The sequence below is a fragment of the Ruegeria sp. HKCCE3926 genome (assembly GCF_017872515.1).
Taxonomy (GTDB): Bacteria; Pseudomonadota; Alphaproteobacteria; order Rhodobacterales; family Rhodobacteraceae; genus Ruegeria.
Map to the genome: position 1 here is coordinate 258,877 of NZ_JAEDOU010000005.1, position 19,634 is coordinate 278,510.

The window sequence follows — 19,634 nt, forward strand, 5'->3', positions numbered from 1 at the left end:
TGCCAGGACGGGTTTGACCATGCTCGACATCACTTTTGCAGGGGCTTTGGTCGCAGGGCTGTTGTCATTTCTGTCCCCGTGCATCCTGCCGATTGTGCCGTTTTACCTCAGTTACCTGGCGGGTGTCGGGATGGAGCAGATTTCTGCCAGTTCAGTCATTTCCGGCAACGTTCGCCGCAGGACAACGCTTTCTGCAATCGCTTTTGCAGCAGGGATCATAACGATTTTTATGGCGCTTGGAGCCACGGCTTCGATATTCGGTCAAATGATCCGCGAATACTTCGATATCCTTCGATGGATTGCCGCGGCCATCATCATGGCGATGGGCTTGCATTTCCTGGGGCTGATTCGCATCGGATTCCTGTATCGCCAGTTTCGGGCGGATGTCGGTGAAACATCTAACCTGAGCCTGATTGGTGCGTATGTTCTGGGACTGGCATTTGCTTTTGGCTGGACGCCCTGTGTCGGGCCCGTGCTTGCTGCAATCCTGTTTACGGCGGCCGGAACCGAGACGGCTTGGCGCGGTGCGATGCTTTTATTCGTTTACGGGGCGGGAATGACTGCCCCCTTTGTTCTGGCGGCCTTTTTGGTGTGCCCCTTCATGCAGTGGATGGCGCGGTTCAGAAAGCATTTACCCCTGATCGAGAAGGCCATGGGCTGTCTGTTGTTTCTGTTCGGCGCTCTGATCGCAACCAACTCGATCAATCGCGTGGCCCAATGGATGCTGGGCCATATGCCCTGGCTTGCGGCCATCGGATAATACGGGAGGAAAACATGAAGCGAACATTGTCAGTTTTGATGGCATGCATAGTGGGCGTGGCGGTTTCCGCCGCCGAGCTTGGCGACGACGGGTTGCATAAAACACCGTGGATGCGCGACACGTTCAAAGACCTTCGCGAGGATCTTGAAGAAGCGTCAGATGAAGGCAAGCGCCTGGTTTTGTTAATCGAGCAACAGGGCTGCATCTATTGCAAGAAAATGCACGAAGAGGTTTTCCCCCAGCCCGACCTGGCGGCGTACATCGAAGAGAATTTCTTTGTCGTCCAACTGGATCTGCACGGAAGCACCACGGCCACCGACTTTGACGGGGAAGAGAGCGAGCAAAGAGCGTTGATGCGCAAATGGGGGATTCTGTTTACGCCGACCCTTGTATTTCTGTCGGAAGAGGTTCCCGAGGACGCCACCGCCATTGATGCAGCGGTTGCAGTCATGCCGGGGGCGTTTTCGAAGGGAACAACTTTGGATCTGTTCACCTGGGTCTTTGAAAAGCGGTACGAACTTGAAAATGGTGAAGATTTTCAGCGCTACCACGCACGGCGCATTCAGGAGCGAAACAATATTTCACAAGACTGAGGTTCGGGGATATAAATAAAAAAATTCATTGTAATGAATTTAATGTTGCGACAGACCGCCCTCGTCGACTACGGTACACAAATGCTTTGGGTCGCAAAGCGCCGTCGGCGTGTTAGCAAATGGGAGGGATCATGAAGCTGAGACTCTTAACATTGGTCTGCGCAATGACAGGGGGTGCCGCGTTTGCCGCGGATACCGACCCGAAAAACGTAACCTATGGTGAATACGGTGCCGTAGAGGTCTCGTTGACCGGCGCGGCCGGTGACGCGGCAAATGGCGCGCTGATCGTTGGCGACAAGTCAAAAGGCAATTGCGTGGCGTGCCACTCGGTCTCGGCTTTGGCCGATATCCCGTTCCATGGCGAGGTTGGCCCGGCGTTGGATGGCGCCGGTGATCGTTGGTCCGAGGCCGAGCTTCGCGGATTGGTTGCAAACGCGAAAATGACGTTCGAAGGCACGGTGATGCCGGCATTCTACAAGGATGACGGCTATATCCGCCCGGGCGACGCCTATACCGGCAAAGCCCCGACCGAGCCCCTGACGTCGATCCTGACAGCGCAGGAAATCGAAGACGTGGTCGCGTTTCTTGCAACCCTGAAAGAGGAATAGTCGCGCTTCGATAGCGTGATTGTCGAAGATTCAAAGGAGATTGAAAATGGAACTCTCTCGCCGCGAAACTCTGGCCCTTGGGCTGGGCGCCGCGTTCCTGACAATGATGCCGTTTCGTGCAAATGCGGCCGCTGAGGATGCGATTGCCGCGTTTACCGGTGGGGCGGATGTGGCTGACGGCGGTGTTACACTGACGGCACCTGAAATCGCCGAAAACGGAAACACCGTACCGATCGAAGTAAGCGCCCCGGGTGCGGCGTCGATTCTGATCGTTGCAGCAGGCAACCCCGAACCGGGCGTCGCAACGTTCAACTTTGGCCCGCTGGCTGCTGAACAGGCTGCCTCAACTCGTATCCGCCTTGCCGGAACGCAGGATGTCATTGCCGTGGCGAAGATGGCAGATGGCAGCTTTGCCAAGGCATCCGCGACCGTGAAAGTGACAATCGGCGGCTGCGGCGGCTGACAGCCACGCGCGCCTCGAAGAACAGGAGACTAACCAATGGCATCCGGTGTGAAACCCCGCGTCAAGGTTCCGAAGAAAGCCGCAGTTGGCGAAACCGTCACGATCAAGACATTGATCAGCCACAAGATGGAAAGCGGTCAGCGCAAGGACAAAGAAGGCAACGTCATACCTCGATCGATCATCAACCGTTTCACCTGTGAGTTTAACGGCGAAATGGTGGTCGATGTGACGATGGAGCCGGCAATCTCAACCAACCCGTATTTCCAGTTTGAGGCAACCGTGCCCGAGGCAGGTGAGTTCGTGTTCACCTGGTACGATGACGACGGCTCTGTCTACGACGAGAAGAAATCGATCGAGATCGCCTGACGGCACGACCAATAAGGCAGATCAGCGCCGGGCATGACGTTTGGCGCTGGTCCACCAAGGGAGGAACGTAATGAATACAAAGGCATTAACGGCGATCGCGGCAGTTCTGGTTTTCCCAGTGGCAGCATTGGCCGGACCTGACGAAGACAATCTTGTGATCAATGACGAGCTGGACATGACCTCGGTCACCGAAGCGCCGGCGCATCTGGAAAACCTGGACACGATCTATTCCGGTTGGCATTTCCGTACGGATGAAACCCAGGCCCTTCAGATTGATGATTTCGACAATCCGGCGATGATCTTCGTCGACCAGGCTGCCGACCTTTTTGAGACAGTCGATGGGGCTGCCGGCAAAAGCTGTGCCTCTTGCCACGACGGGGTGGAAAGCTTCAAGGGATTGCAGGCTTCCATGCCGAAGGTTGATGCCGAAACCGGCAAGCTGGTGGTCATAGAAGATCTGATCAACGCGTGCCGGACCGAGCACATGGAGGCCGATGCCTGGAAATGGTCCGGCGGCGATATGCAGGGCATGGTCGCTTTGATCGGCCTACAGTCACGCGGGATGCCCATGAACGTTGCCATTGACGGTGACGCCGCCCCGTATTGGGAACAGGGCAAGGAAATGTACTATACGCGCTATGGCCAGTTAGAGCTGAGCTGTGCCAACTGTCATGAAGACAATTGGGGCAATATGATCCGGGCAGATCACCTGAGCCAGGGAATGATCAATGGGTTCCCGACGTATCGTTTGAAACAGGCCAAGCTGATTTCGCGACACAATCGTTTCCGCGGTTGTATTCGTGATACGCGGGCGGAAACCTTTGCCGAAGGTTCAGACGAATTTCGTGCGCTGGAGCTTTATGTTGCCTCGCGTGGCAACGGGCTTTCAGTCGAAACTCCGGCCGTACGCCAGTAACAACAGGCCCGCGTAGGAAGTGTCCAGCGCGGGTTTTTCCGTTAGTTTAACATTCACACATTTATATGTGAAACAGGAAAGCCGAAAGATGATTTCTCGACGTGACTTCTTGCAGGTTTCAATGGCGGCATCGGCTCTGTACGGGGCATCCGGGTTTGGCAATTGGGCCAGGCTTTCCGCACAGCAAAGTCTGACGCAGGATCAGCTGCTGGAGTTTGAGACCTTTGGCAATATCAGCCTGATCCATGTCACCGACATTCACGCACAACTCAAACCGATATACTTCCGTGAACCCGAGATAAACCTGGGTATCGGTGAGGCAAAGGGGCAGATGCCGCATGTCACGGGGGCCGCGTTCCGCAAGGCCTACGGGATCGAAGATGGCAGCTCGTCGGCCTATGCGCTGACCTACGACGACTTTTCAGCCTTGGCAAAGACCTACGGTCGGGTTGGTGGTTTGGACCGGGTTTCGACGGTGATTAATGCCATCCGTGCGGACCGGCCCGATGCCCTGCTTTTAGATGGCGGCGATACCTGGCACGGGTCTTACACCTGTTACCAGACGGCTGGTCAGGACATGGTCAATGTCATGAACGCGCTGAAACCTGATGCAATGACCTTTCATTGGGAGTTCACGCTGGGCAGCGACAGAGTCAACGAAATCGTCGAAGGGCTGCCCTTTGCCGCCTTGGGTCAGAACATCTTTGATGCCGAATGGGATGAACCTGCGGAACTGTTCAAGCCCTACAAGTTCTTTGACCGGGGAGGTGCAAAGGTTGCCGTGATCGGACAGGCGTTCCCTTACATGCCAATCGCGAACCCGGGTTGGATGTTCCCTGAATACTCTTTCGGCATTCGGGACGAAAACATGCAGGCCGTGGTGGACGAGGTTCGCGATGCCGGTGCCGATGTCGTCGTCGTCCTCAGCCATAACGGCTTTGACGTGGACAAGAAAATGGCAGGCCGGGTGGAGGGGGTCGACGTGATCCTCAGTGGCCACACCCATGATGCGCTGCCCGAGCCGGTTCTGGTGGGCAAAACGCATATCATCGCGTCCGGCTCGAACGGCAAGTTCGTCAGCCGCGTGGATCTGGATGTGCGGGATGGGCAGTTGATGGGGTTGAAGCACAAGCTGATCCCGATCTTCTCTGATGTTATCGCTCCGGATCCTGCGATCACCGCCCTGATAGATGAGCAGCGCGCGCCCTATGAGGCGACGCTCAGTGAAGTGATCGGCAAAACGGACTCGTTGCTCTATCGTCGCGGCAATTTCAACGGAACCTGGGATGACCTGATCTGTGATGCCCTGCTTAAGGAGCGGGAGGCAGACATTGCCATGTCCCCTGGTGTTCGTTGGGGGCCGTCGATCCTGCCTGGGCAGGAGATCACGCGCGAGGACATCTGGAACGTCACTTCGATGTCGTATCCGAATGCCTATCGCACGGAAATGACGGGTGAATTCATCCATGTGATCCTTGAGGATGTTGGCGACAACCTGTTCAATCCCGATCCCTACTACCAGCAGGGCGGGGATATGGTCCGTGTCGGTGGGCTGGGCTACCGCATCGATGTGACCAAGCCGCAAGGGCAGCGGATCAGTGAGATGACCCTGCTGAAGACGGGTGAAGCGATTGATCCGTCGAAAACCTATGTCGTGGCCGGCTGGGCCAGCGTCAACGAAGGCACCGAGGGTCCGCCGATCTGGGATGTCGTCGAAAACCACATTCGCAACCTTGGAACCGTAACGGTGCAAGAGAATACCAGCGTCGATGTCGTCGGCGTCTAAGAAACAGATGGAGACCTAAGAGATATGGATGACGCGTTCAAACCGTCCCGCCGGGCCTTCCTGAAAGGCAGTGCCGCGGTCGCCGCGGGGTCAGTTGCAGGTGCGGCAGTGGCAGAAACGCCCGACCCCCTGATAACAGAGCTTCAGGATTGGGCATCGTACACGGGTGCAGGCGTTGACGAGACACCCTATGGCATGCCGATCAGCTATGAATCCCATGTCGTGCGCCGCAATGTGGAGTGGCTGACCGCCTCTCCGATTTCGTCGATCAACTTCACGCCGATCCACGCGCTTGATGGTACAATCACACCCCAGGGCTGCGCCTTTGAACGGCACCACTCGGGCGCAATCGAGCTGCGCAAGGAAGACTATCGGCTGATGATAAACGGTCTGGTCGATCGCCCGCTTGTCTTTACGTATGACGACATCGAACGTTTCCCGCGCGAAAACCACGTGTATTTCTGCGAATGCGCAGCGAACACCGGGATGGAGTGGGCGGGTGCGCAGCTCAACGGCGTGCAATTCACCCATGGTATGATCCACAACATGGAATACACCGGTGTTCCGCTGCGCACGCTGTTGCAAGAGGCCGGCGCCGATATCTCGCCCGACAAATGGGTCTATGTCGAGGGCGCGGACGCGTCGTCCAATGGCCGCTCCATTCCGATGGAAAAAGCGCTGGATGATGTGTTGGTGGCCTTCAAGGCAAATGGCGAGGCCCTGCGGATGGAACATGGCTATCCCGTGCGCCTGGTCGTGCCAGGCTGGGAAGGCAACATGTGGGTCAAATGGCTGCGCAGGATCGAGGTCGTCGACAGGGCGGTCGAAAGCCGCGAAGAAACATCAAAGTACACCGATGTTTATGCTGATGGCACGGCCCAGAAATGGACTTGGGTGATGGATGCGAAATCCGTCATAACCTCGCCCAGCCCGCAAATGCCGATCAAACATGGGCCCGGGCCGCTGGTGATTTCAGGGCTTGCATGGTCAGGCCACGGACAGATTACCCGTGTCGATGTATCCAAGGACGGCGGCATCACGTGGGAGACGGCACGCCTTGGCAAGCAGGGCGACACCAAGGCTTTGACACGTTTCTATCTCGACACGAATTGGGACGGGGCGCCCATGCTCCTGCAGGCCCGAGCAATGGATGAGACCGGCTATGTACAGCCAACCAAAGACCTGCTGCGCGAAAAGCGCGGCGAGAACTCGGTCTATCACAACAACTGTATCCAGACGTGGTACGTAAGCGCAGAAGGGATCGCCGAGAATGTCGAAGTCTCTTAGCCATGTTTTCCTGCCCGTATTTGGCGGCACAGCGTTACTGCTTGCGGGGGCGTTGGTGTTCGCCAACCGAAACTTCGGCCAATCGAAGATCGAAATTTTGGAAACCCGGATTGGTCAGGTTGAGGCCCACGCAGCAGCCGCACAGGAAAAAGCGAAGTCAGAATCCGAACGAGCAGCCCAGCTTGAGCTCAAAGTCCAGGAAATCCAGGCCGCCGCAGCGGAACGGGTTGCGAATGGCGCGAACCTGACCGCTCCTGCGCCCAGCCGCGAGGGCATCTATGGGCTTGGACGGCCTGCGCTGGAGGAAGAGATCGCGGCCTGGGACGTTGACGTTTTGCCGGACGGGCGGGGCTTGCCTGTCGGATCGGGCGACGTTTGGACCGGGGAAGAAGTGTTTGCCGACCGCTGCGCCTCCTGTCACGGAGAGTTCGCGGAAGGTGTGGACAACTGGCCCGTTCTTGCCGGTGGGTTCGATACGCTTGCAAACGAAGATCCCGTGAAGACCGTCGGGTCCTACTGGCCGCATTTGTCTACTGCCTGGGATTACATTTCCCGTTCCATGCCATTTGGCGAGGCGGGCACTTTGACCGCGGATGAGACCTATGCGATTGTTGCCTACATCCTGTATTCAAATGATTTGGTGGATGACGATTTCGAACTGAGCAACGAAAACTTCGCCGAATTCGAGATGTACAACAAAGACGGTTTTGTCGTCGATACGCGACCCGAGACCGAGTACGCCGAATCGCGCAAAGAGCCTTGCATGGAAAACTGCAAGGCAGAGGCCGCTGTCACAATGCGTTCCGTTTTTCTGGTCGAGACGCCGCCCGAAGGTGGGTCGAACTCGGTGATGAATGATGCCACCGTTGAGGGGTTGCCGACATTCACTGCGGACGGCCCGTCGTTCATTCCGGCAGCGGCACCCAAGCCCGAGGAAAAAGCCGCCGCGGAGCCAGCCGTTCAAGAGGCCGAAAAGACCGACGAAGCAACGGAACTGGTTGCCGCCGGAGCGAAAGTCTTCAAGAAGTGCAAAGCCTGCCATCAGGTGGGTGAAGGTGCAAAGCACGGCACCGGGCCGGCGTTGAACGGAATTGTCGGGGCCAATGCAGGATCGGTCGAGGGGTTCAAATACTCCAAGGCGATGAAAGCCGCATCCGAGGCCGGCCTTGTTTGGACGGATGAGGAAATGGCGGCCTTCCTGACGAAACCCAAGGATTACATGAAGGGCACGCGAATGTCTTTTGCGGGGCTCACGAAGCCAGACGACGTTGAGGCCGTGATTGTCTACCTCAAATCGTTTGGAAGCTGATCATGCGGTGGCCGGACATACTGGCGTGCACGGCGGTCTTGGCGGCTTTCGCCACATCGACCTACGCAACCGAAGACCTTGGTGATGCCGAGGCCGGGAAAACAGTGTTCGCCAAATGCAAGGGCTGCCATCAGGTTGGCGAAGGAGCGGAAAACAAAATCGGCCCGCATCTGAATGGTGTCTTTGGGCGCAAGGCCGCGGGCCTTGACGGTTTCAATTATTCCAAAAGCCTGGTGCGCGCGGGGAATTCGGGTTTGGAATGGCACGCTGACACTCTGTCAGCCTATATTGAAGATCCACGTGCATTTGCGTCGGGCACAAGGATGAGCTTTCGCGGTCTGAAAGACCCGGAAGACCGGGCCAATGTGATTGCCTATTTGCGGGGGTTTTCAGACAACCCTCGGGATATTCCCGAAGCGGACCCAACCGCGAAAGGCACGGACCATTCCGTCGATCCAGCGATCCTGGCGATTCAGGGAGACCCCGAATACGGCGCATATCTCAGCAGCGAATGCACGACGTGCCATCAGATCGAGGGAAGTGACGAGGGTATCCCGTCGATCGTGTATTGGCCCGACGAGGATTTTGTCGTCGCCATGCACGCATACAAGGACAAAAAGCGGCCACACCCGGTTATGCAAATGATCGCCGGAAGGCTGAGCAATGACGAGATCGCGGCCTTGGCCGCATATTTCAATAACCCAGAGTGATTGTGCCCAAGGGGAGGAAACGCGATGACACTCAATAGACGTACATTTCTAGGAGCCGCCGGGGTGGCGGCAGCCGGATTATCTGCACCGATGGTTCTGGCTCAGGGCAGGCCTCGGGTCGTTGTTGTCGGCGGCGGTGCAGGCGGCGCTACGGCTGCCCGCTATATTGCAAAGGACAGCAAAGGTGAGATCGACGTGACGCTGATCGAGCCGTCGCGGACCTACTACACCTGCTTCTTCTCGAACCTGTATCTTGGAGGGTTCCAGGAACTGTCGGATATCGCGCACAGCTATGGCACGCTTGCCGCCGACTATGGGATAAACGTGGTCCACGATTGGGCCATCGGTGTTGACCGCGATGCCAAGACTGTATCATTGGCCGGGGGTGGCTCGGTTCCGTATGACAAGCTGATCCTCAGCCCGGGTATCGATTTTGTCGACGGGGCTGTTGAAGGCTGGGACGTCTCGGCGCAAAACAAGATGCCGCATGCGTACAAGGCCGGCTCGCAGACAGAACTTCTGAAAGCTCAGATCATGGCGATGCCCGAAGGCGGTACTTTTGCGATGGTTGCACCACCAAACCCGTACCGCTGCCCGCCCGGACCCTATGAACGGGTCTCGATGGTTGCGCATGTTCTGAAAGCAAACAATCCCACTGCGAAAATCATCGTGGCGGATCCGAAGCCGAAGTTTTCGAAGATGGCATTGTTCCAGGAAGGCTGGGCAAACCATTACGAAGGCATGGTCGACTGGATTGGTGAAGACTTCGGTGGCGGCAATGTCTCGGTAAACCCGGACGCGATGACGGTGACCATCGACGGAGAAGAGACCACAGTCGACGTCTGCAACGTGATCCCGGCGATGAAAGCCGGACGCATTGCCGAAATGGCCGGAGTGACCGAAGGCAACTGGGCGCCGGTGAACGCCGCGGACATGTCCTCCAAGGCGGATCCGGACATCTATGTCCTGGGCGATGCCAGCCAGCAGGGTGACATGCCGAAATCGGGTTTCTCGGCCAACAGTCAGGCGAAAGTGTGCGCGAATGCCGTGCGGGGCGCGTTGACCGGATCCAAGGTGTTCCCGGCCAAGTTCTCCAACACATGCTGGTCGCTGATCGACACGGATGATGGCGTGAAGGTTGGCGCAACCTACGAGGCGACGCCGGAAAAAATCGCCAAGGTGGACGGCTTCATCAGCCAGACCGGCGAAGATGCCGATCTGAGAAAAGCAACTTACGAAGAGTCGCTGGGTTGGTACGCCGGTATCACCTCGGACATGTTTGGATAGAAGTTCTCGGGGGGTTTGACACGGGTCAAAGCCCCCGAAGCTCAATCTGAGAAACTGCGGCTCAGGAGGAGGATCAAGATCATGAAACACTCAATCATCACGGCCGCGTTCTTTGCAGTCTCTGCCAGTCAAGGGCTTGCCGAGGATATCATCACGACCCCCTTTGACGGAAGTTTTGATGATGCCACCTTTGCGGTCGAGTCCGTCATTGTCGGGCAGGGGCTGGTCATCGACTATGTGAGCCACGTTGGCGAAATGTTGAACCGAACGGGCGATGATGTCGGCAGCGACAAACAGATATTCGCGGCGGCGGACATCTTTATTTTTTGCTCGGCAAAGATTTCGCGTGAGGTGATGGAAGCTGATCCGATGAATATCGGCTATTGCCCATACGGGATTTTCGTGGCCGAGGACGATGACGGGGTGAAGGTCGGATACCGAAGCTATCCGGACGGCCCAATGCAAAAGGTCCAGACCCTGTTGTCTGGAATCGTTGAAGAGGCCGTTGGGGATTGAAATGAACTACCGGCAGTATTTTCGAGATCAACTTGATCTACTGAAACAGGAAGGAAACTACCGGGTTTTTGCAGACCTCGAACGTCAATGCGGCGCGTTTCCAACGGCGCGCAGTTACGCAGGGGGTGGTCCCGAACAAGTCACTGTCTGGTGCTCGAACGACTATCTTGGAATGGGACAGCATCCCAAGGTTCTTGCGGCCATGCACGAGGCGATCGACAGATGCGGTGCAGGTGCCGGTGGGACGCGGAATATCTCGGGGACCACGCACGAACATGTGCTTCTGGAGCAGGAGCTTGCGGACCTTCACGGCAAGGACGCAGCATTGCTGTTCACGTCCGGCTACGTATCCAATTGGGCGGCCTTGGGAACCTTGGCGTCCGGCATCCCCGGAATCACGGTACTGTCTGACGAATTGAACCATGCCTCGATGATCGAGGGGATTCGTCACAGCCGTTGTCAAAAGCGGATCTGGAAGCACAACGATCTTGAAGACCTTGAAAGGCAACTTGCGGACCTGCCTGCAAATGCGCCCAAGCTGATCGCGTTTGAAAGCGTCTATTCCATGGACGGCGATATTGCACCGATTGCCGGGATCTGTGATCTGGCGGACCGGTATGGCGCGATGACCTATCTGGATGAGGTTCACGCGGTCGGGCTGTACGGTCCGCGCGGCGGGGGCATCGCCGAGCGCGAGGGCCTGATGGACCGCCTGACCGTGATTGAAGGGACTTTGGGCAAGGCGTTCGGCGTGGTCGGCGGGTACATTGCGGCGTCGAAGGAGCTTGTCGACTTTGTCAGGTCCTTTGCCAGCGGATTTATTTTCACCACTGCTTTGCCTCCGGCCGTGGCGGCAGGAGCTGCGGCTTCGGTGAAGCACCTGAAGCAAAGCAATGCAGAGCGGCAACAGCACAAAAAGCGCGTGCGCGAAGTCCGGGACAGGCTGGACGATCTGGGTATTCCTCATACACCGAACCCAAGTCATATCATTCCGGTCATGGTCGGCGATCCGGTCAAGTGTCGATTCATTTCGGATGTGCTGATGCGTGATTATGGGATCTACATCCAGCCCATCAACTATCCAACTGTCCCCAAAGGAACGGAACGTCTGCGGATTACGCCGTCGCCGGTGCACACCTGTGAAGACGTGGACCGGCTGGTATCTGCATTGGGTGAGTTATGGACGCAATGCCAATTGGCACGCAGGCCAATGGCTGCGCAATGACGCTGACGAATTGACCAAAGACAAAGACACACACGCAACGAAGTGAGAGTTTCTGTCCATGGAGAGGCTCATCGATTTGCTAGGAGACCCGGGCACCCTGGCGTTTGCCGGAGTGCTGGTCGGTATCTTGTTCGGCGTGACGGCTCAGAAGTCCCATTTTTGTTTGCGCGCATCGACGGTGGAAGTCGCCGAAGGTAAGTTTGGCCCCCGCTTGGCGGTTTGGCTGATCGCCTTTACCGCGGCACTGACGCTTGTACAGGCGCTTGTCTCGCTTGAATTGCTGGACCTTTCCGAGGCACGCGCCATCGCGTCCACCGGCAGCCTTAGCGGTGCGGTTATTGGTGGGGCGATGTTTGGCATCGGCATGGTTCTTGCGCGCGGATGCGCATCTCGCCTGCTAGTATTGGCCTCGTGCGGCAATCTACGAGCACTTGTGACAGGGTTGATTTTGACCTTGGTGGCTCAGGCCGCCTACACAGGCGTTCTCAGCCCGGCCCGTGAAGCGATTTCCGGTCTGTGGACTATCTCAGGAGGTGCAGAGCGCGATCTTGCAGAAATAATCGGGTTCCCCCCATCGGTCTATTCGGCCGTCGCCGCAATTGGATTTGTCTTGTCGATCGTGTTTGCCCTTCACAGGAAAGTCGCGCCTGCAAAGATCGTGACAGCCGCCGGAGTTGGCGGGGCAGTGGCGCTTGGCTGGTTCATGACGTTTTCCATCGCGCAGGCATCTTTTGAGGTCGTCCCCGTGTCTTCGGTGACGTTTACCGGCCCGGCCACAGACACGCTGATGGCGTTGGTTGCAGAGCGAAATGTGGTGCTGTCTTTCGGTATCGGTCTTGTGCCGGGCGTGGCCATAGGCGCAGCAGGATCTGCCATCATTTCCGGCGAGTGGAGGATCGAGCGTTTTGGCTCGGACACTCCGATGGAACGGTACCTCGTCGGAGCTGTCCTCATGGGATTCGGGGCGATGCTGGCCGGAGGTTGCGCCGTGGGCGCGGGACTTTCAGGCGGGTCCGCCCTGTCATTGACAGCCTGGCTTGCAGTTTTCTTCATGTGGGTTGGGGCGATAGGCACGCACAGGTTTTTGATGCGGCTGCCGGTATTGCAGCATTCCTGACTTACTCGAACTCCATCTGTTCGAAAACGCGCCCGGCGTTCTTGGTTGCCAGTTCCTCGAACGCGTCCAGATGGGCATAGGGGGACTGATCGACATAATAGGCTTCGGTCAGATCGCCGCCCGCATCCATATGTTCTTGAATCCTGGTTCGCAGATACACCAGGTAATCGCGCGTATAACGGCGCACCTGATCCATATTCGTGGGATGACCGTGCCCGGGTATGACATATGTGGCATTCAAAGCCTCGAACTCGTTGTCCCAGGTTTCCAGCCAATCCGCGGTATAGGTATCCTGAAAGATCGGCAGCATGCGCTCGTGGAATGCCATGTCACCTGCGATGACAAGGCTTTGGTTCGGCAACCAGATCGAGATATCGCCGGGGCTGTGGGCCGGTCCGAGGTATTTGGCCTCGATCCGGAAGTCGCCCATCTCGATCACGTATTCATCATCGAATGTCTCGGTTGGGCCTGCCAGAAACGTGCCCTCTGCCTTGTCCTGATTGTATCGTTTCATTCCCTCCAGAATCTGAGGGCCATATTCCTCGAACTCAGCTGCTGCATCCGAATGGGCGACGATTGGAACCCCGATTTCCGACCAGTAGGCATTGCCAAGCATCGCGTGCCCCTGACCGTTCTCGTTGAAGACAAGCGTGACCGGCTGATCCGTAATCGCCTGAATTTCCTTGTGAAGCGCTTGGGCAAGGACATAGGCGGCTCCGCCGTTGACAACGACCACGCCCTCACCTGTTACGATGAAGCTCAGGTTGTTGTTGTGACCAGAGTTTTCGTAGGTCGGCGGAGCGGTTGCGCCAATGGCGGAATAGACGCCAGGGATGAATTCGACCGGCTTGGAATACAGAACGCTTTGCGGATACTGGTCTGCAATATCCTCGCTTGCCCAGGCCGGTGTGACGAAAGCAACCGCAATCATGAGTGATCGTATCATGACGCCTCTCCAATGAATCTGTAGGCAGGACCGGTCTTTTCGACGCGGCCAATTCCACCGTTCGGCAGGTGGAAGCCGATTATTCTCATTTCCTCTTCGGAAACCTGATCCAGAAGTGAGCAACGCGCAGCTGCGGCGACCTGGGGATCCTGATCCGTTCCACTGTGCCAATCGGGGTGTTCAAAGGCCACGTGCGGATTTCCCAGCGCGTCGCCGACGACCATCACGGCCTCATTCCCATTTCGAAGCTCAAAAGCCATGTGACCGGGCGTGTGCCCAAAGCTTGCCCGTGCCGCAATGCCCGGAAGTATCTCTTGCCCATCCTCGAAGAACGCGACCTGATCCTCAATTGCTTCCAAACGCCGCTTGGCACCGGCCGCGAACGCGGTGCGATCGTCACCTATCGTGTCCACCGTTGAGGGGTTCCACCAGTAATCCCATTCTTTGCGTCCAATGAGGTGCGTCGCATTAGGGAAAAGCAGGTCGTCGAAATCATCCAGAACACCCCAGATATGATCCGGGTGCGCGTGGGTGAAAACCACATGCGTGACACTTTCGGGCGACAAGCCAATTGCTTCAAAAGTTTCCATAAGTTTGCCCGATGTGGGCATGAAGTCCGGCCCCGCTCCAGCATCGAACAGCACGGTGTTTTCGTCATCCCGATAAAGCGTGACGTTGCACTCTGGCTCGTACTTGGTCGCGTCCGCTTGATTGCGGGTCAGGAATTGCTCGACCGCCTCTTTGGGCATGGCTCCGAAAACAACATCAGGTGGCAATGACAGGTATCCGTCTGACACGGTCGTAATTCGGGCTGAAGGACCGAGCCGCAGCTCTGCCTGAACGATCCTGGCTTGAGCTCCAAGTGCCGCAAGACACGTGGCATTGAACAGGAAGCTGCGTCGGGACAAAGGAATTTCACTCATACGCAATCATTAAAATGAATATTTTTATTTGTAAACGATGGAAGCACCAACAAAGGATCATTCCAAGACGCTGAAAAACCGGCCAGGTCTTCTTTGCGATTGGGCGAAGAACGGTTCTCAGCGGTGGCAAATGGACGCGACACCAAGGTCATGCGCAAAGTGAACGCACAGCGCAATCCGCGCGAAGATGGATTGCCGAGGAAGGGATGATGTCGGAAAGGCGATTGTCACGTGACCTCGAAACAGGGAAGGGACCCAGCCGAAGAACGACGGCGATGGCAGACACAGCTTTCCACCGAAAAATCCCGGTCCATCTGCGTCAAAGCGCATTGTTCTCATCCCGCTGTGCTTGTAAGGAAATTGCACGGCCCCAGGGGCTGCGCCGTGCGGGCGTGATGGAATGGTAGACATATCAGACTTAAAATCTGAAGGGCGTATGCCCGTGTGGGTTCGAGTCCCACCGCCCGCACCAAAAAATCTCGGTGACTTATGCGTGCGTGGCAGGTGGCGCCGTGGGGGACGCGCGGGTGCTGCGAGGGGCCCACTCAACTCTGCTGTGCGACCGAGCCTAAACCGGAAACCCCAATTGTCGGATCAGTTTCCAAATGTCCCTGTTCGCGGCTGACAGCTGATCAACGACTGCTTCGATTTGGAGCAGGGCATTGTCGTCGACGGTATCTTCGCGGCCTAGTTTTATGTCGGTTTTGCGGTCAGCGATCCGCATAAGGATCGTTTTCGGGTTTCCGCTTTCAGGGTCGAAGGAATAGATGCAATGGTTGTACTTGTTGCGGATGCCAGAAAGTTTGGCCAGCCTTTGCGTATGTTCAAGGATCGGATCTCGGACCTGGGCAGGACGCCCTTCCATTTTTGCAAGTCTTTCAACCAGATCTATTCGCGCGCGGGTGGTGTTCAAAGTCAGAAAGATGATTACGGCCACGTCCTTGGACGTTCCGGTTAGGCCAGCGATCAGATGGATCAGCAGGCTCTCGGTGTTTGTCCACATATAGTTCAGCCTGCCGACCAAAAGGATCAGGCGGTCGAACCGGGCTTCGAACGGATCAGTCAAGGGCGGTCTGCTGCGCCTCATGAGGCGCAACCTCGAAATAGAAATGAGCAGCCGCCGTCCGGTTGCTGACGCCAATCTTTCCGACAACGTTATGCATGTGCAGCTTGACCGTGTGTTCCGTGATGCCCAGCTTGGCCGCAATCAATTTGTTGCTTTTGCCTTCTGAAACCAGTTGCAAAACCTGTTTTTCGCGGCGTGTCAGCTTGGAATACTGTACGTGCCGATCTGCGCCGTTGGATGTAATGGCCTCCCGTTGCCGTGGTCTCTCGGGCGCGCGCTGACAGGGGGGTGAAACACAGTCAGCCAGAAAGCTGGGAAGATAAAGTTCCTCGTGCATCAGCAGTCTGAGGATGGCGCGCCACGCGTCCGGTGCCACGTTCATCGGTAAAAAGCCGACATCTCCAAACTGCGCGCGGTTCCAGCCTTCGAACAGGTGTCGGGCGGATTCCTCTTTGCGATAGGCGAAAGCAAGACAGCCGGAACCTGCACTTTTGGTGTATGCATCGGCGCGCGTCAAAAGGTCCTCGATCAACATCTGATCCACAACGACGATCTTGCCGCTGTCCGGAACATGTGTGTGCATTGCCTCGAGTGTTTCGAAGCGAAAAGCGCGGACGCCAAATTCAGTTTGAACGCTTCTTAGAGTTTGATTTGAATAGAATAGTTCTTTCCCGAGGAAGACAATCGAAAAATCTTCTGAATAAAAACTCTGATTGCCAGTTTCATTGTTCAAAGACTCACTCATTATATTCCCTCACAAAACGGGGTTAACCGGAAATGGCTTTATCGAAATGGAATTGCCGGTGAAAAAGTAGTTAACTAATCAAAGAATTACGTGAGGTTTATTGTAGCTGAAAACGTGATTTTCTACAACCAGACGGTATAGTTCAAGTGCCTTAGATATAGAACTATTGTTTAGGTTTTTCGGTGTGGCATTGTGTAACCAGCGGAAACAATTGCATTATTTTTTATTGCTTTCTTAATTTAGAACTTCTTGATCCAGTTCGGCTAAAGTTCCACTGCATTCTCAAAATAAACAATAAAAACAATATGTTATTCTCACCAGAACTTTCAGTTAGCTAGTCGCAAGCGTGCGTCACTGCGAACATGGTCAGGCTTTAATTGTGAAAGCGTCTGTCCCTGCCGCGCCCGTTCCTTGCGTATTTCAGCATCGATTGTGAACGGTCGCGTATTCGGCTTAGCCGGGAAAGGAGGTGGCCTTAAGAAAACGACGGTGGACCGCATTCAGCGTGTTTGAACGCTGTGCGGGTATTTTAGTTTCAATCACGCCCGTTGCCGCTTTGTAGATGAATGGCGGTCAGGCGTTCCAGAAATGGGAATTTGTTATGAGACGTAATGTAAACAATACAAACGTAACGACCGTTGACGAAATTGTTGTCGAAAACCTGGAAGCTCCGGTTGATGTTGAAATTCAGGTTGATGAGGCTCTTGTCGAAGCCGATGTAACTGCGCAGCAACAGCAGCAGGACCAAAATGTAGAAAACGCCAACGAGCAGGGCCAGGATCAGGGCCAGGGCCAAGACCAAGGTCAGGACCAGGGTCAGGATCAGGACCAGGGTCAGGATCAGGACCAGGGTCAGGATCAAGACCAGACGCTTAATGCCGGCGACAACACCAACGACAACTCCAACAGCAACTCAATCAACATCGATTTCGGCGGCGGTGAGTGGATTCCGCGCGACGATGATCAGGTTGATCTGGATCTTGGTGACTCGGCGACAGTGGGTGACGTGATCACTGCTGGCCGCGATCTGACCTATGATCCAGGCGATGACATGAATCTGGATATCTCGATGGACGACGCCGGAACGGCAATGTCATCCGTGAACAGCCAGGTCGCCAGCCTGAGCGACGACGACACGCTTGATTCACCGACCGTATCCAACAACGCCGACTTCACCCAGAACGGCGATGCCAATGGCGGCACGGCAACTGCGGCTGAAGGTATCAGCTCGGATGCCAACGGTGGAAAATCGGGCGACGGTGGAACCAGTTACGGTGGAGCGGCCGATTCATCAACCTTGGGCAGCCACGCGTGGGCTGACGGTGGTGATACCGGCAGTGCAGATGCCGATTCCAGCGCCGGCCGGGGCGGATCGACCGGTGACGCAAGCAATGCCAGCAATGGTGTTGGTATGGCGGGCGCAGGATCCGACGGTGACAGCGCCGGTGGAGATGGCGGTGCCGCGGATAGTTCGGCTTCGTCCGACAATGATGGCAGCACAAGTGCCGATGGCAGCGGAACCGGCGGAGCCGGCGGCAGCGCGGATTCGTTTGGTCTGGGTCTGGGCCTGGGTCTGTCCGGTTCGAACGCAGCCGGTAACGCAAACGGCGGCGACAGCGATTCCGACTCGACAGGAACCGGGACCGGAACGGCGGACAACGCTGCGGATGCGTCCGGCGCGGATGGTGGCGATGGTAATGCTGCGGCAGATGGTTCGGCTTCGAACACCAGCGACAGCAACACCGATGCGAATGACGCCACTGCGGGTGACAACACTGCTGACGGCTCTGCTGACAGCGGCGCGGACAGCTCGGCTGACGGCTCTGGCGGAACGGGAACCGGTGGTGACGGATCCGGCGGTGACGGCACTGGCGGTGACGGCACCGGTGGCGACGGTACCGGCGGCGACGGCGAAGGTGGATTCGGCGCGATGGTCGAAGCTGCAATCATGGCTTTGCAGGAAGAGCTGGGCATGATTGACGCCGAAGCAGGCGAAGGCGGCGACGGTACCGGCGGTGACGGCACCGGTGGCGACGGCACGGCCGGCGACGGTTCAGGTGGCGACGGCTCGGGCGGCGACGGCTCCGGTGGGACCGCTGATGCGGATTCCGATGCGCAGGGTGTTGGCGATCAGTCGGCAAGCGGGCCGGATATCGACCAGAGCCCCGGCGACGTGAACGGCGCGGCCAGCAACTCGCAGGACACCGACGGCAGCGGCGGTAACGGCGGGTCGAACGCAGCAGATGGCGCAGCGGATGCGGCCGGTACCGGAACATCGGCTGCCGACGGCGACGGCGGCGCGGGCGGTAGCACAACGCCAACATCGACGTCTACCGGCAACGGAGCCGGGTCTGCCGACGCGGCCAATACCGCAGGCAACGGCGGAGCTGCCGACATCTTCGGAGACGCCGACACAAACGGTGCGGCTGACAGCTTGGCCGAAGCAATTGCCGGATACGGTGGCGAAGGCAGTTCCGACAATGACGCCACATCGACTGGGTCGGGCGACGCAGCTGGTGCGGCCGACTCGGGCAACGGTGGTGCCGGTGGCGCATCCGCCGCGAACGGCGGAACCAGCGGAGCTTCGATGGGCACTGCAACGTCAGGCGATACCATGGGTGGCATGATCACCGGTGGTAACGGTGGCGGCGCCTATTCAGGTGACGGTGGTGCCGGCGGCAATGGTGGTGCCTGGGGCGCGAACAATGGTGGCGATGGCATCGTGACCGGCGAGTCCTATGCATCGGCGGCAGCTGTCGTTGATACGTCTGCGTTCAACCAGTCGATCATCATGGGCGCCAACGTCCTGGGCAACACGGTCGATACGACCATGGTGGGTGGTTCGATGACCATGTCCCACGCCAGCGACGACACGGACGTTTAAGTCAAAAGGCGGGGCTCGCATTTTCGGGCCTTGCTACCTTTCGAAAATGCCGGGGCCGCAAAACGCGGCCCCGGCCCAACTGAACCCAAAGCGGAAATTACGAGCCGCCGCGGGCAAAAAGGATAAC

At 57.0% G+C, this 19,634-nt stretch carries 19 protein-coding genes and 1 tRNA gene; 16 read left to right on the forward strand and 4 right to left on the reverse strand.

Features of this window, described 5'->3' with window-relative positions; genetic code table 11:
• Positions 1-19 precede the first annotated feature (19 nt).
• From I9184_RS14840 to I9184_RS14905, 14 genes are all read left to right on the forward strand, one after another.
• On the forward strand, positions 20-760 hold the full coding sequence (locus I9184_RS14840) for a cytochrome c biogenesis protein CcdA (protein WP_209835013.1): 741 nt from the start codon (positions 20-22) through the stop codon (positions 758-760).
• Between the two features lie 14 nt (positions 761-774).
• Positions 775-1,353, forward strand: a complete 579-nt coding sequence (locus tag I9184_RS14845; protein ID WP_171724377.1) for a thioredoxin family protein — start codon at positions 775-777, stop codon at positions 1,351-1,353.
• Between the two features lie 131 nt (positions 1,354-1,484).
• On the forward strand, positions 1,485-1,961 hold the full coding sequence (soxX, locus tag I9184_RS14850) for a sulfur oxidation c-type cytochrome SoxX (protein WP_171638149.1): 477 nt from the start codon (positions 1,485-1,487) through the stop codon (positions 1,959-1,961).
• Positions 1,962-2,007: 46 nt separating this feature from the next.
• Positions 2,008-2,424, forward strand: a complete 417-nt coding sequence (gene soxY / locus I9184_RS14855) for a thiosulfate oxidation carrier protein SoxY (RefSeq protein WP_152457370.1) — start codon at positions 2,008-2,010, stop codon at positions 2,422-2,424.
• A gap of 36 nt (positions 2,425-2,460) precedes the next feature.
• A complete protein-coding gene (gene soxZ, locus I9184_RS14860) occupies positions 2,461-2,790 on the forward strand; it encodes a thiosulfate oxidation carrier complex protein SoxZ (RefSeq protein WP_171724376.1) in 330 nt (109 codons plus the stop codon).
• Between the two features lie 70 nt (positions 2,791-2,860).
• Entirely contained in the window at positions 2,861-3,706 is an 846-nt protein-coding gene (gene soxA / locus I9184_RS14865) for a sulfur oxidation c-type cytochrome SoxA (protein WP_209835014.1), read from the forward strand.
• Between the two features lie 88 nt (positions 3,707-3,794).
• Positions 3,795-5,492 (forward strand): thiosulfohydrolase SoxB, encoded by a 1,698-nt coding sequence (gene soxB / locus I9184_RS14870; RefSeq protein ID WP_171638143.1) that lies wholly within the window; start codon positions 3,795-3,797, stop codon positions 5,490-5,492.
• 24 nt (positions 5,493-5,516) lie between these two features.
• Positions 5,517-6,779: a sulfite dehydrogenase gene (gene soxC / locus I9184_RS14875; protein WP_171638141.1), complete on the forward strand. Its 1,263-nt coding sequence runs from the start codon at positions 5,517-5,519 to the stop codon at positions 6,777-6,779.
• Complete coding sequence (locus I9184_RS14880; protein WP_209835015.1) at positions 6,763-8,088, forward strand: c-type cytochrome; 1,326 nt, start codon at positions 6,763-6,765, stop codon at positions 8,086-8,088. Before soxC ends, I9184_RS14880 begins: the two co-directional genes overlap by 17 nt.
• Positions 8,089-8,090: 2 nt before the next feature.
• Positions 8,091-8,798, forward strand: coding sequence for a c-type cytochrome (locus I9184_RS14885; RefSeq protein ID WP_171724371.1), 708 nt, complete (start codon positions 8,091-8,093; stop codon positions 8,796-8,798).
• A 24-nt stretch (positions 8,799-8,822) separates the two neighbouring features.
• Complete coding sequence (locus I9184_RS14890; RefSeq protein ID WP_171638135.1) at positions 8,823-10,085, forward strand: NAD(P)/FAD-dependent oxidoreductase; 1,263 nt, start codon at positions 8,823-8,825, stop codon at positions 10,083-10,085.
• A gap of 81 nt (positions 10,086-10,166) precedes the next feature.
• Entirely contained in the window at positions 10,167-10,601 is a 435-nt protein-coding gene (locus tag I9184_RS14895; protein ID WP_209835016.1) for a DUF302 domain-containing protein, read from the forward strand.
• Between the two features lies 1 nt (position 10,602).
• Positions 10,603-11,826, forward strand: coding sequence for a 5-aminolevulinate synthase (hemA, locus tag I9184_RS14900; RefSeq protein WP_209835017.1), 1,224 nt, complete (start codon positions 10,603-10,605; stop codon positions 11,824-11,826).
• A 58-nt stretch (positions 11,827-11,884) separates the two neighbouring features.
• On the forward strand, positions 11,885-12,943 hold the full coding sequence (locus I9184_RS14905) for a YeeE/YedE family protein (RefSeq protein WP_209835018.1): 1,059 nt from the start codon (positions 11,885-11,887) through the stop codon (positions 12,941-12,943).
• A gap of 1 nt (position 12,944) precedes the next feature.
• On the opposite strand, the gene I9184_RS14910 is transcribed toward I9184_RS14905, so the two are convergent.
• Positions 12,945-13,889 (reverse strand): MBL fold metallo-hydrolase, encoded by a 945-nt coding sequence (locus tag I9184_RS14910; protein ID WP_209835019.1) that lies wholly within the window; start codon positions 13,887-13,889, stop codon positions 12,945-12,947.
• Positions 13,886-14,812, reverse strand: coding sequence for an MBL fold metallo-hydrolase (locus I9184_RS14915; RefSeq protein ID WP_209835020.1), 927 nt, complete (start codon positions 14,810-14,812; stop codon positions 13,886-13,888). The genes I9184_RS14910 and I9184_RS14915 overlap by 4 nt, the downstream gene beginning before the upstream one ends.
• A 386-nt stretch (positions 14,813-15,198) precedes the next feature.
• Here I9184_RS14915 and I9184_RS14920 point away from each other — a divergent pair.
• A tRNA-Leu gene (locus tag I9184_RS14920) sits at positions 15,199-15,284 on the forward strand.
• 96 nt (positions 15,285-15,380) lie between these two features.
• Here the strand turns inward: I9184_RS14920 and I9184_RS14925 are convergent.
• Both I9184_RS14925 and I9184_RS14930 read right to left on the reverse strand, forming a co-directional pair.
• Positions 15,381-15,878: a hypothetical protein gene (locus I9184_RS14925; RefSeq protein WP_245218139.1), complete on the reverse strand. Its 498-nt coding sequence runs from the start codon at positions 15,876-15,878 to the stop codon at positions 15,381-15,383.
• Positions 15,871-16,461, reverse strand: a complete 591-nt coding sequence (locus I9184_RS14930; protein ID WP_171638123.1) for a response regulator transcription factor — start codon at positions 16,459-16,461, stop codon at positions 15,871-15,873. Before I9184_RS14930 ends, I9184_RS14925 begins: the two co-directional genes overlap by 8 nt.
• 763 nt (positions 16,462-17,224) lie before the next feature.
• On the opposite strand from I9184_RS14930, the gene I9184_RS14935 reads away from it, so the two are divergent.
• Entirely contained in the window at positions 17,225-19,507 is a 2,283-nt protein-coding gene (locus I9184_RS14935; protein WP_209835021.1) for a hypothetical protein, read from the forward strand.
• The last annotated feature ends 127 nt before the right edge of the window (positions 19,508-19,634 follow it).